This window comes from Sphingomonas sp. GM_Shp_1 (genome assembly GCF_026540895.1).
Classification (GTDB): domain Bacteria; phylum Pseudomonadota; class Alphaproteobacteria; order Sphingomonadales; family Sphingomonadaceae; genus Sphingomonas.
In genome coordinates, this window is the sequence record NZ_JALNUR010000014.1 from 47,103 (window position 1) to 58,736 (window position 11,634).

Annotated in this window: 10 protein-coding genes; 4 read left to right on the forward strand and 6 right to left on the reverse strand. The window is 66.2% G+C overall.

Annotation, left to right across the window (positions count from 1 at the left end; genetic code table 11):
- Positions 1-8: 8 nt before the first annotated feature.
- Both OXQ33_RS09125 and OXQ33_RS09130 read right to left on the reverse strand, forming a co-directional pair.
- Positions 9-1,436, reverse strand: a complete 1,428-nt coding sequence (locus OXQ33_RS09125) for a glucoamylase family protein (protein WP_267434371.1) — start codon at positions 1,434-1,436, stop codon at positions 9-11.
- A 68-nt stretch (positions 1,437-1,504) separates the two neighbouring features.
- The gene (locus tag OXQ33_RS09130; protein WP_267434372.1) at positions 1,505-4,444 is read right to left on the reverse strand and encodes a carboxypeptidase regulatory-like domain-containing protein; all 2,940 of its coding nucleotides are present in this window, start codon (positions 4,442-4,444) and stop codon (positions 1,505-1,507) included.
- A 363-nt stretch (positions 4,445-4,807) separates the two neighbouring features.
- Between OXQ33_RS09130 and OXQ33_RS09135 the strand changes: the two genes are divergently transcribed.
- Positions 4,808-5,575 carry an enoyl-CoA hydratase/isomerase family protein gene (locus OXQ33_RS09135; RefSeq protein WP_267434373.1) on the forward strand — a complete coding sequence of 256 codons (768 nt, stop codon included), beginning with the start codon at positions 4,808-4,810 and terminating at the stop codon, positions 5,573-5,575.
- Between the two features lie 335 nt (positions 5,576-5,910).
- Here OXQ33_RS09135 and OXQ33_RS09140 read toward each other — a convergent pair whose 3' ends face one another.
- The 3 genes from OXQ33_RS09140 to OXQ33_RS09150 form a co-directional block, all read right to left on the reverse strand.
- Positions 5,911-6,132 carry a DUF1289 domain-containing protein gene (locus tag OXQ33_RS09140; protein ID WP_267434374.1) on the reverse strand — a complete coding sequence of 74 codons (222 nt, stop codon included), beginning with the start codon at positions 6,130-6,132 and terminating at the stop codon, positions 5,911-5,913.
- A 7-nt stretch (positions 6,133-6,139) separates the two neighbouring features.
- On the reverse strand, positions 6,140-7,543 hold the full coding sequence (locus OXQ33_RS09145) for a DEAD/DEAH box helicase (protein WP_267434375.1): 1,404 nt from the start codon (positions 7,541-7,543) through the stop codon (positions 6,140-6,142).
- 145 nt (positions 7,544-7,688) lie between these two features.
- Complete coding sequence (locus OXQ33_RS09150) at positions 7,689-8,135, reverse strand: hypothetical protein (RefSeq protein WP_267434376.1); 447 nt, start codon at positions 8,133-8,135, stop codon at positions 7,689-7,691.
- A 67-nt stretch (positions 8,136-8,202) separates the two neighbouring features.
- Here OXQ33_RS09150 and OXQ33_RS09155 point away from each other — a divergent pair, with 67 nt between their 5' ends.
- The 3 genes from OXQ33_RS09155 to OXQ33_RS09165 all read left to right on the forward strand — a co-directional run bounded on the left by OXQ33_RS09155 (position 8,203) and on the right by OXQ33_RS09165 (position 11,020).
- Positions 8,203-9,627, forward strand: coding sequence for an FAD-binding oxidoreductase (locus OXQ33_RS09155; protein WP_267434377.1), 1,425 nt, complete (start codon positions 8,203-8,205; stop codon positions 9,625-9,627).
- 75 nt (positions 9,628-9,702) lie between these two features.
- The gene (locus OXQ33_RS09160) at positions 9,703-10,476 is read left to right on the forward strand and encodes a SapC family protein (RefSeq protein ID WP_267434378.1); all 774 of its coding nucleotides are present in this window, start codon (positions 9,703-9,705) and stop codon (positions 10,474-10,476) included.
- 4 nt (positions 10,477-10,480) lie between these two features.
- A complete protein-coding gene (locus OXQ33_RS09165) occupies positions 10,481-11,020 on the forward strand; it encodes a cytochrome b (RefSeq protein WP_267434379.1) in 540 nt (179 codons plus the stop codon).
- Positions 11,021-11,089: 69 nt separating this feature from the next.
- Here OXQ33_RS09165 and OXQ33_RS09170 read toward each other — a convergent pair whose 3' ends face one another.
- Positions 11,090-11,569, reverse strand: coding sequence for a GFA family protein (locus OXQ33_RS09170; RefSeq protein ID WP_267434380.1), 480 nt, complete (start codon positions 11,567-11,569; stop codon positions 11,090-11,092).
- Positions 11,570-11,634 lie beyond the last annotated feature (65 nt).

The following is an 11,634-nucleotide window of genomic DNA, read 5'->3' on the forward strand; positions in this document are numbered from 1 at the left end:
GGCGGCGGCTATTCGTTCAGCCAGCCGCCGGTAAATCCTGCCCGTTGCAATCCCCGCCGCAGATGCGGGTTCCGTCGCATCGTCTTCCAGATCAGGCCGGTCCGCTGATTCTCGATCATCGCGACGATCGGCCCCTGGTCGATGCCCAGATAATCCTTGTCGACCCAACCGACGCCGGGGACGATCTCGCCGTGCTTCAGCGGCTCGGGCGGGTTGGTCAGCGTCGGGTTGAAGGCGTCGAGGAAGCCGTATTTGCCGTAAATGGCCTGGCCATAGCGGTCGTGCATCGTCCGTATGGCGGGAACGACGATATCGGGCGCGAAGGCGATGGAGGCCGCCGCCGCCGTGGGGGCGAGCGTCCCGTCGTCGCGCTCGCCCGGCCCGCGCGCCGAATAGCTGTAGAATTCGCGAGGGACGCCGTCGATCGTCTGGACGAAATCGCCCGGTCCGTCACAGGCGGTCAGCCCCCAGACATCCGCGCCATAGCCGTGCCAGCGCCCGGCATTCTCGATCGCATATTGCCGCTGGGCATGGACGGCGCGGCGGCTGTTCTCGAAATAGTCGATGCCCTTGGCGGTCATATAGCCGTCGCGGATGCCTTTGAAATCGACCCAGACATGGCTGTACTGATGGCCGAACAGCGGCGCGAAATGCAGGTGCGGCTCGCCCCAGCGATCGCTCCAGCTCGGCTCGAACCGGCTCGACCAGGCCTGCCATGTGCCCTCGGGCAGCGGATGGGTGGGGGAGCCCAGCGCCAGCAGATAGAGCAGCATCCCCTCGTTATAGATGTTCCAGTCGGACCTGATGAACCCCGTCTCCGGGTGCCAGCCCATCGACAGCAGCGGCGCGCGCGGGGTTATCCAGGTCCAGTCGACCGCGGCGTAGATCCGGTCCGCCAGCGTACGGATGCGCGCCTCGTCGGGATGATCGCCGTCGAACCAGCTTTGCGCGAACAGCACGCCGCCCAGCAACAGCGCTGTGTCGACCGTCGACAACTCGCACCGGGCGAAGCGCTGGCCCTTGGTCACGCCCAGGAAATGGTAGAAGAAGCCCTTGTAACCGCTGAACCCCGTCTCGCCCGGCCCCTGCGGCGCGTCGGCGAAGAATTGCAGGGTGGCCAGCGTCCGCACGCGCGCCTCCTCCCGCGTGATCCAGCCATTGACCACGCCCACCGGATAGGCGGTCAGCGCGAAGCCCACCGCCGCGATCGAGGCGAAGGACGGCGTCGGCCAGCGATCGGGGGCGAGGCCGGTCTCCGCATCGGTGGTTTCCCAGAAGAAGCGGAAGGTGCGCTCCTGAAGATCGCGGATCAGGTCGGGCTGGGGCGGCGGAATGATGCGCGGAGGGCGAACCCGCTCCCCCATTCCGGTGCAGCCCGTCGCCAGCGCGGCCAGGCTCAGCCCGCCCAGGGTCAGGACGCGGCGACGATCGTACATGGTCTCTCCTCGCTTCGGTCCGGGATGGGCCGGACCGGGGCCTGTGCGGCACCCGGCCCGGTCGATCGTCAGAAGCGATAGCCGACCCGGAACTGCACCCGGCGGGGCAGGGTGATCAGCTCACGCGGCAATTGCGTCAGCGGGTCGGTGGCATTGGTGAAGTCGTCGAACCCGCCGAAGTTCTTGCTGTTGAACGCATTGAGCAGGTCGACCGCGAGATTGAGCTTGTGGCCGGCGAAAATCTCGATGTCGTTCTGCAACGTCATGTTGACCTCGCAGAAGGCGGCGATGCCCTTGATGCAGTTCTTGGGCGGATAGACGGTATAGACCTGCACCTGGCTGGGCGTGCTGCCCCGCGTCTCGTCGGTGACTTGGTACGCGCTGCCGCTGCCCAGCGTGGTGATGGTCGAGAATTTGAAGCCCAGCGGCAGGTCGACGATCCCCGACAGGACCAGCCGGTGCCGCTCGTCGCCGGGGCGCGGGCGATAGCCATAGGCCTCGGGCGTGGCATATTGCAGGCTGAACAGGTCGTTGCCGTTCTGCTCGCCCTTCGACAGCGTATAGGCCAGGTTGAAGCCCCAGCCCGAGCTTTGCGTATAATTCTTGTCGAGGGTGAAGAAGAGCGCCTTGTAGCGCGTCTTCAGCCCGTCATAGCCGATCAGCACGTTGGAGAAGCCCGCATTGCGCGTCGGGCTGCCGTCTCCGACATTGCAGCAGGTGCCGTCGGCGTTCCGGGTGGCGAACAGATGCGTATAGCCGTTGCGCCCCGCGACATAGCTGCCGCTCAGGCTCGCCTGGAAGATGCCGATCCGCTGGCGCACGCCCAGGGTGAACTGGTCGGTAACGGGCGGGCGGGCGTTGTTCTTCACCGCGAACAGCTCGGGCTGGCCGGTCTGCGCATTGGCGATCAGCGAAAGCAGGCCGTCGCGCGTCAGGTAGCGGTCGTTCCACACCACGGTCGGCGTGCCATCCGCGCGCGGGCGACCGTCGCGCGAGAAGAAGAGCTGGCCATAGGCATATTGCAGGCGGAATTGCTCATCCAGCGTGTTGTTGAACACGTTGCGGTCGTAATAGCGGCCATAGCCGCCGAACAGCACCGTGCTCTGATCCCCCTTGAAGTCATAGGAGAAGCCGGCACGCGGCTGGAACGCGCCCAGGAAGGGCGGGCGGTTGGTCCCGTCGGTGATATAGTCGGTGGGATTGAAATAGGAGGTCTGCGGCAACTGGCGCAGCAGCGCGGCGGCGGCGTCCGGCGTGCGATAGTTGTTGTTGAACAGATTGCTCTCATAATCCCAGCGCAGGCCGACATTGACCTGCAACTTGTCGGTCACGTCCCAGTCGTCCTGGAGATACAGGCCGACCTGCGAGTTGGACGCGGCGATGCGCGGGTTGCCGATGCCGATCTGCGCGGTCGCCGGGAACGAGAAATCCAGCCCGTTGGTCGGATCGTTGCGGAAATCGTAGAAGGGCTGGACGAAGAAGTTCTTCAGGAACGTATAGTCCTGGAAGGCGAAGCGGACGCCACCCTTTATGACGTGGTTGTCGATCCCGGTCCAGGTCAGGTCGTTGCGCAGCGTGTAGCTCGCCTGGCTGATCCGCTGCGTGCTTTCCTTGCCGCCGAAGCGGATCACGCCCTGATAGTTGAACGTGCTGCTGTTCGGATCGAGCGAGGTCGGGTTGTAGGTATAGTTCAGATAGCTGGCGTTGAATTCGTTGATGAAGCTGTCGCCGCGATAGGTCCAGCGATAGATATAGGTGTCGACGTTGTTCTTCTTGTTCAGCGCGTTGGAATAGGCGTTGGTCGACGCCCCGCCAAAGCCGGTGATGTCGGTTTCCACGCGCTTGCTGACGATCAGGTCGAAGGTCTGGCGATCGTCGGGGACGAAGGTCAGCTTGCCGAAATAGAAGTCGCCGCGGAACGGGCTGACGAACGCGCCCTCATACTGGCCGAAGCGCGCGACGTTTTCGGGCGTGCGATTCTGGAGGCGGACGTTGAACGCGCGATTCTGGTCGTTGCCCTCATAGGCGGCGAAGAAGAACAGCTTGTCCTTGATGATCGGGCCGCCCAGCGAGATGCCATATTGCTTGCGCTCGAAGGCGGGCTTGGGCAGCCCGGCCTGCTTCACGAAATAATCGGTCGAGGACAGGTTGCGGTCGGTATATTGGGCGAAGGCCTCGCCATGGAATTCATTGGTGCCCGACTTGGTCGTCGCGGTGATGATCGCGGCGCCGGCCTGTTCATACTCGGCCTTGTAATTCTGGGTCAGCACGCGGAATTCGCCGACCGCCAGCTGGCCGAAGGGATTGCCGCGGCTGTCTTCCTGGCCCGCGACGCCGCTGTCGAGCACGTTGTTCTTGTAGCTGACGCCGTCGATGAAGACGTTGACCTGCCCGGCGGGCGAGGCGCCCGAGGAGAAGCTCTTGTCGGTCTCGCTGTCATTATAGCGGACGCCGGGGGCGAGCGCGGCGAAGCTCAGGAAGTTGCGGTCGGTCTGTGGCAGGGTGCGGATCTGCTCCTGCGAGATGTTGGTGGCGATTTCGCTGGTCTTGGTTTCGACCAGTCGGCCACCGGTCACGACGATTTCACCGCCCTCGACATTGCTGCCGCCGCCGCCGGCGATGTCCGCCGTATCCGCTCCGCCGGGCTGGGCGGCGGTGCCGATCGTCAGGTCGAGCGTCGCCGACTGGCCGATCGCGACGACCACGACCTGCGTGACGGTCTCACCCGAGGTCGCCGTCGCGGTGATGCGATACTGGCCGGGACGCAGGCCGCCGAGCACATAGTTGCCCTGTGCGTCCGCGATCTGGCGGAAGGTCTGGTTGGTGCCGGTATTGACGGCGGCGATCTGCGCGCCTCCGGCAGGGGTGCCGTCCGCGCCGCGCACCTGCCCACGCACCTGCGCGGTGGTGGTCTGAGCGGCGGCGGGGGCGACCAGCATCGTCGCGCTGCCCAGGATCGTGGAGGTCACCAGCGTCGCACGCAGCGCAGCCGTCATCATCGTCTTCATGTCTGTTCCCCATATGCCGACGGCTGAGATGCTGCGTCCCGCGCCGGTCCATGTTTTCTGGTACCGGACCCGGAACGGGTTCCCGCGACGCGAAGGGCGCGCGGGGCGGGTCGGCTGGGGAGGAAAGGGCGACCCGCCATCGGGCCGCCCGGCATCCTCTCCTGGCACGGAGCCCGCCGGCTCCTGATGCCCGATCCCGGCCTGTGCCGACCGATCATCGTGACATGCCGGTCATCTAGTCCGAACGCCACGAAGGGCTCAAGCGCCCCTTCATGGTACCGGTTACAAAGCCCGGCGGGTGTGACTTTCGAGCAACGGGTATGGCGGTGGCAATGGGTCCGAAAACCGCGCTAAAAGGAGGGCATGACTGTGGAAATTCGCCGTGACGGACCCGTCGCGATCCTAACGCTACGGAATGGCCCAAATAATCATTTGGGGCTGGGAACCATTTCCGAACTGGCGGGTGCGTTCGATGCCGCCGATGCCGATCCCGATATCCGCGCGATCCTGCTGCGATCCGAGGGTCGGGTATTTTGCGCCGGAGCCGATCTGGTCAACGCCAATCCGGTCGCCGATCCCCTGCCGCAGGGGGAGCGCAGCCCCTTCTACATGGCGGCGGCGCGGCTGTTCGGGGTGGCGACGCCCGTGGTCGCGGCGGTGCAGGGGGCGGCGGTCGGGGCCGGACTGGGGCTGGCGCTCGTCGCGGATTTCCGCATCGCCGCGCCCGAGGCGCGGTTCGTGGCGAACTTCGTCGCGCTGGGGCTGCATCCGGGCTTCGGCATTTCGGCGGTGCTGGAACGGGTGATCGGGCGACAGCGGGCGGCGATGATGCTGCTGACCGGTCGGCGAATCCGGGGCGAAGAGGCCGAGCGCTGGGGGCTCGTGGACCAGCTCGTACCCGGCGACGCGCTGTACGACACTGCACTGGCCCTGGCGCATGAGATCGCGGCGGGGGCTCCGCTGGCGGTGGCAGCGACCCGGCGGACGCTTCGCGGCGATCTGCGCGCGCTGGTCGAGGCGGCGACGGATCACGAACTGGCCGAACAGGCGAAGCTGATGCGGACCGAGGATTTCGCCGAGGGCGTGCGCGCCGTGAGCGAACGACGGCCGGGGCGGTTCGTGGGGCGGTGAGGGGTGGCCTTTCCCTAAGGTCAGAGCGACATTCCGATATGCCCTTCTTATCCCTCGCCCCTCATAGAGGGGAGAGGGTTGCGCAGACTTGGCCTTTGCGCGAGCAAAGGCTTAGTCGGAGCTGGGTGAGGGGTGAGCGCGCGGAGCGCGCGCGAGCCTTCGGCTCGCTCGACCCCTCACCCAAGCTACGCTAGCCAGCAGGCTGGCAAGCTCCGCTAACCCTCTCCCCTGTCCAGGGGAGAGGGAAAAGGGGGTAGCATGAATGTCGATTGGCCTTCGACTTCGCTCAGGCTGAACGGAGATTGGGAAAACGGGGGGCGTCGGAACACCCGGCCTTATCCCTGGCGCTTGGCCAAGTCCGTCTTGCGCGCGGGCAGGGCCGCCAGGATCGCCTGGCGTTCCTCGGCGGGCTTGGCGCTCCAGTTGGAGATTTCGCGGATCGTCCGCGCGCAGCCCAGGCACCAGCCCGTCGCCTTGTCCATCGTACAGACATTGACGCAGGGGCTGGCCAGACTCGGCGGCTGGGGTTCGACGAAGCTGATGATGTCGAGCGACATGATCGGGTTACAGACCGAACGAGACTTTCAGGAAGTCCGGGATCGGGCCGTTCCAGCCATTGTCCTCCGCCACCTCTTCGCCGCCTGACCGGCGACGGTCGCGGCGCGGAGCCTCGGCACGGGGCGCGCGCGGTTCCTCGAACCGGGGCTCCTCGCGACGCGGGCGCGGCGGGCGGGCGCGGGGTTCCTCCACCACGACTTCGGCCTGGGGCGCGGGAGCCTCCGCCTCGGTCGGGCGCGCGCTCCGGTCGCGACGCGAACGGCGGGCCGGGCGTTCCTCTTCGGCGGGGGCGGGAAGTTCGAGCCGGTCGATCGTCTGGCCGGTCAGCTTCTCGATATTGTCGAGATTCTCCGCATCGTCGGGTGCGACGAAGGTATAGGCGATCCCGGTCGCACCGCCACGTCCGGTCCGGCCGATGCGGTGGACATAATCATCCGGGTGCCAGGGCGCGTCGAAGTTGAACACATGGCTGACGCCCTTGATGTCCAGCCCGCGCGCCGCGACGTCGGAGGCGACCAGGATGTTGACCTCGCCGCGCTTGAACAGTTCCAGCTCGGCCAGTCGCTGTGGCTGTTCCATGTCGCCATGGATCTCGCCCGAACGGAAGCCATGCTGCTTGAGCGACTTGTTCAGCTCGCGCACCGTCGTCTTGCGGTTGCAGAAGATGATCGCGGTGCGCACCTCTTCCTGCTGGAGCAGCTGGCGCAGGCGCTTGCGCTTCTCGAACGACTGGGCCGCGACGGGCACGACCCATTGCTTGATGTTGATATTGGTTGAGGCGGGACGTGCCACCTCGATCGTCTTGGGATTGTCCAGGAACTTGTCGGCCAGCTTCTTGATCGGCGGCGGCATGGTCGCGGAGAAGAGCAGGGTCTGGCGCTGCGACGGCAGCTTGGTGCAGATTTCCTCGATATCGGGGATGAACCCCATGTCGAGCATCCGGTCCGCCTCGTCGATGACCAGCATCGAACAGCCGGTCAGCAGGATGTTGCCCCGCTGGAACAGGTCCATCAACCGGCCCGGCGTCGCGATCAGCACGTCGACGCCCTTTTCCAGCGCCTTGATCTGGTCGCCCATCGACACGCCGCCGATCAGCAGAGCCATCGAAAGCTTGTGGTTGGCGCCGTATTTCTCGAAATTCTCGGCGACCTGCGCGGCGAGTTCGCGGGTCGGCTCCAGGATCAGGCTGCGCGGCATACGCGCGCGGCTGCGTCCGTGCGCCAGGATGTCGATCATCGGCAGCACGAAGGACGCGGTCTTGCCCGTGCCCGTCTGCGCGATGCCGATGATGTCGCGCATCATCAGCACGGACGGGATGGCGGAGGCCTGAATCGGCGTCGGCTCGGTATAGCCGGCGTCGTTGACCGTCTTCAGGAGTTCGTCGGAGAGGCCGAGATCGGCAAAGCTCATGCAGTTTTCCGAGATATGGCGGGATGGGAATCGCCCCGCGCTCGCCCAGCAGCGATCCGGCGCTTGCGGATTCGGCGATAAAAGTCAAGGTTTCTCCCGAATCGGGAGCATCCGGGCGACGCGATTTGGCGTGCGGGCCGCCCGGTCAGGGGATCGGCGTAAGCGCGCGGAATTTCTGGATATCGCAGGTCCGACCGGCGCGGGTGCGGATGGGATCGCGGTCCGCGCAAATCTGTCCGTCGGGGCCGGGGCGGATATAGAAGCTGGAATAATAATCGATCTGGCGACAGGCGCGGGCCAGCTTGGCGCGTACCCGCTTGCCGCCGGTCAGGACGATATCGACCGTCCCGTCCTCGCCCGGCAGGGCCCCGGCCAGTTGCTGCGCGGGAATGCAGCGGGGGCCTTTGCGCTCCTTCCAGCGGGTCGGGGCGATCGGGCGGATCGCCGTGCGCGGCACCCGGATCACGACCCGTTCGCGCAGGATCACCTGGGCATATTGCACTTGCGCAGGCGCATCCGCCGCCCCCAGCAAGGCGGGCGTCGTCAGCGTCATCGACGCGATGGCGGCGAGGTTTCGATAGCGGCGCAACATGTCAGCAGGAGCCCTTCATAAGCCCCATCGTTGAACGCTTTATGAACCTGTCCTAGTCGCATTCGCCATGACCCCCGCCCAGACCGCCTTGCTCGATGCCCTGTCGCCCATCTTGGGGGAGAAGGGGATCGTCACCGACCCCGCGCTGATCGCACCATGGGAAGTGGATTGGCGGCGACGCTTTTCGGGGCACGCCCCCGCCATCCTCGCTCCCGCCGACACGGGCCAGGTGCAGGCGGTGCTGCGCGCGGCGGCCGAGCACCGGGTGCCGCTGGTTCCGCAAGGGGGGAACAGTTCGATGGTGGGCGGCGCGACGCCGCCGGCGGACGGGTCGGCGCTGATCCTGTCCACCCGGCGGATGAACCGGGTCCGGCGGATCGACACGGGGTCGGCGATGATCGTGGCCGAGGCGGGCGTGATCCTGGCCGATCTGCACGCCGCCGCCGAAGGGGAGGGGGCGCGCTTTCCGCTGACCCTGGGGGCCAAGGGCAATGCGACCGTGGGTGGGCTGGTCTCGACCAATGCGGGCGGGACCCAGGTGCTGCGCTTCGGGACGATGCGCGGGCTGACCCTGGGCGTGGAGGCGGTGCTGCCCGACGGGACGCTTTATGACGGGCTGTCCGCGCTCAAGAAGGACAATCGCGGATATGATCTCGGCCAGTTGCTGATCGGGGCGGAGGGGACGCTGGGCATCGTCACGGCGGCGGCGCTGCGGCTGGTCCCGGCGATCGCAGCCAGCGCCACCGCCTGGGTCGGTCTGTCCGACCCCGCTGCCGGGCTGGCGCTGCTCCGCCGGTTGCAGGCGGCGAGCGACATGATCGAGAGTTTCGAGATCATGCCCGCCGAAAGCCTGGCCGCCGCCGTCGCGCATCTGCCCGGGGCGCGCAGCCCGTTGCAGACCAGCCACCCCTGGCATGTCCTGATCGAGGCGGTGACCGGCGATCCCGCCGCCGATCCGGCCGCGATGCTGGAGGCGCAACTGGCCAAGGCGCTGGCCGAGGGTGTTGCCGCCGACGCGGTGATCGCCGCGTCGCAGGCGCAGAGCGAGGCCTTCTGGCTGCTCCGCCACTCGCTGTCCGATGCGGAGCGGGCGCTGGGCCCGGCGGTGCAGCACGATATCGCCGTCCCGGTCGAAGCGATGCCGCGCTTCATGGTCGAGGCGGCGGCGGCGTGCGACGCGCGCTTTCCCGGCACCCATGCCTCGGGCTTCGGCCATCTGGGCGACGGCAACATCCATTTCCACGTCCGCGCCGCCCCCGGCACCGATCGCGACCGATTCTATGCCGAGCAGGCGGCGACCATCACCCGCTTCGTCCATGACCTGGTGATGGCGGCGGGGGGGACCATTTCGGCGGAGCATGGCATCGGCCAGATGAAACGCGACGAACTGCTACGCCTTTCCCCAGAAAGGGTTAGCGCGATCCGCGCGATCAAGACGGCGCTCGATCCGCACGGTCTGTTCAATCCGGGCAAGCTCGTCGCTTGCGCATGAGGCTCCGGGCCCATAGACACGGGGGCACGACGCGCGGCCGGGGGGCTCGCGTGGACGAGTTTTTTGGAGATCATCATGGCCAGCGCGCCGTCCCTTCCCCTTTTCTATAACGGCCTGGAGCCGCTTTCGAGCGAGGCTCACGCCAACTTCAAGGTTCGTCCGCAAGAGACCGCGCCTTTCCTGGTCGGCCAGCACGCGATTCCCGTGACCGTCGATGAATTTCCGCTGGTGCAGCGTTTCATGCCGATCGTCTTCTCGGTCGGCGACCAGCCGATCCCGCTGGCGCTGATGGGCCTGAACGAGGGCGTGAACGTCTTCGTCGACGACGAAGGCCGCCTGACCGAGACGAACTTCTACGTCCCGGCCTATATCCGCCGCTATCCGTACATGCTGGCCAAGCTGCGTCCCGAGTCGGAAGAACTGTCGCTCTGCTTCGACCCGACCTCGCCGACGATCGGCGCGTTCGACGAGGGCGATGCGCTGTTCGACGGCAACCAGCCCAGCGAGCTGACGAAGAACATCCTGTCGTTCAACGAATCGTTCGAACAGGCCGGAGCCCGTACTCAGAACTTCATGACCGAGCTGACCGAAATGGGTCTGCTGATGGACGGCGAAGTCTCGATCCAGCCGGAAGGCGCGGACCAGCCCTTCGTCTATCGCGGCTTCCAGATGATCAACGAGGAGAAGCTGGTCGACCTGCGCGGCGACCAGCTGCGCAAGATGAGCCAGTCGGGCATGCTGCCGCTGCTCTATGCGCATCTCTTCTCGCTGTCGCTGATGCGCGACATCTTCGCCCGCCAGGCGCAGTTGGGCAAGATGCCGCAGCCGCAACTCCAGCCGCTGGGTTGATGTAATGCGCGGGCAGGGCATCTCCAGTCCGCGCTACAGCCAGGTCGCGATCGTCTTTCACTGGACGATCGCGGCGCTGGTCTTGGCCAATCTGGCCATCGGACTGCTTCACGAAAGCCTGTTGCCGGGGACCATCCCGCTGCACAAGGCGATCGGCCTGACCGTGTTGGCGCTGACCGCCGCGCGGATCGTCTGGCGACTGGGTCACCGCCCGCCGCCCCTGCCCGCCGAAATTCCGGTCTGGGCCCGTGGCAGCGCCCATGCACTGCACGCCACCCTCTATTTTCTGATGATCGCCATGCCGATGACCGGCTGGGCGATGGGATCGGGCCGCGACGTGCCGCGCCCGGTCAGCTGGTTCGGCCTGTTCGACGTGCCGCCTTTGCCGATCGGCAAGGCCGCCGCCGGCTTCGGGCATGAGGCGCATGAGATTCTCGGCTGGGTGATGCTGGCCTTGGTGGCGATCCATGTAGCGGCGGCGTTGCGTCACCATTTCCTGCTGCGCGACGGCCTGCTCGCCCGGATGAGTTTTCGCGCGCGCTGATTGTCCCCCGGATAGGGGCTTCCACAAACCAGACCCGGTCAGAAACCGCCGAGGGGCGAAGAGCCCCGCCTATGCCCTTGGCGACCAGTCGTCCGTATCGAAATCGGGATGCTGGAACGAGACGATTTGGGCGAGATAGGCCGCGGCCTTGGGCTCATCCACCGGATGCTCCGGCAGCTTCGTCCATGCGTCAAAGTCCGCAATCCGTTCCGGCGAAGCCAGTTGCTCTTTCAGTTCGATCGATCGCGGTTCGTCCATCGCGCCGATCGCAAAACTGATGCTTTCCCCATATTCAAAGGTGAGGGGCGTCCCGCAATTCCGGCAGAATCCACGGCGCACCTTGTTGGAACTCTGAAAATGAGCAGGCTGGCCCCTGGTCCAGGTCACCGCATCGCGTGGAGCGTTGACATAAGGGCCGAACAATCCGCCCGTGGCCTTCTGGCACATTCGGCAATGGCAGATGGAGGCGTCGCCCAGAGGCCCCGCGACACGAAAGCGCACCGCTCCACACTGGCATCCTCCGGTGCTGGCTTGCATATTGGTGGTCATGGCGGGAGCGTTTCACATTCGTCCGGCCTCCGCAATGGGCGGTCTTCCATCAGCCGTGACGAAAA

Bases quoted from the DNA above. Each gene is read 5' to 3' on its own strand.
- OXQ33_RS09125 (WP_267434371.1), bottom strand. From the start codon at position 1,436: ATGTACGATCGTCGCCGCGTCCTGACCCTGGGCGGGCTGAGCCTGGCC.
- OXQ33_RS09130 (WP_267434372.1), bottom strand. From the start codon at position 4,444: ATGAAGACGATGATGACGGCTGCGCTGCGTGCGACGCTGGTGACCTCC.
- OXQ33_RS09135 (WP_267434373.1), top strand. From the start codon at position 4,808: ATGACTGTGGAAATTCGCCGTGACGGACCCGTCGCGATCCTAACGCTA.
- OXQ33_RS09140 (WP_267434374.1), bottom strand. From the start codon at position 6,132: ATGTCGCTCGACATCATCAGCTTCGTCGAACCCCAGCCGCCGAGTCTG.
- OXQ33_RS09145 (WP_267434375.1), bottom strand. From the start codon at position 7,543: ATGAGCTTTGCCGATCTCGGCCTCTCCGACGAACTCCTGAAGACGGTC.
- OXQ33_RS09150 (WP_267434376.1), bottom strand. From the start codon at position 8,135: ATGTTGCGCCGCTATCGAAACCTCGCCGCCATCGCGTCGATGACGCTG.
- OXQ33_RS09155 (WP_267434377.1), top strand. From the start codon at position 8,203: ATGACCCCCGCCCAGACCGCCTTGCTCGATGCCCTGTCGCCCATCTTG.
- OXQ33_RS09160 (WP_267434378.1), top strand. From the start codon at position 9,703: ATGGCCAGCGCGCCGTCCCTTCCCCTTTTCTATAACGGCCTGGAGCCG.
- OXQ33_RS09165 (WP_267434379.1), top strand. From the start codon at position 10,481: ATGCGCGGGCAGGGCATCTCCAGTCCGCGCTACAGCCAGGTCGCGATC.
- OXQ33_RS09170 (WP_267434380.1), bottom strand. From the start codon at position 11,569: ATGACCACCAATATGCAAGCCAGCACCGGAGGATGCCAGTGTGGAGCG.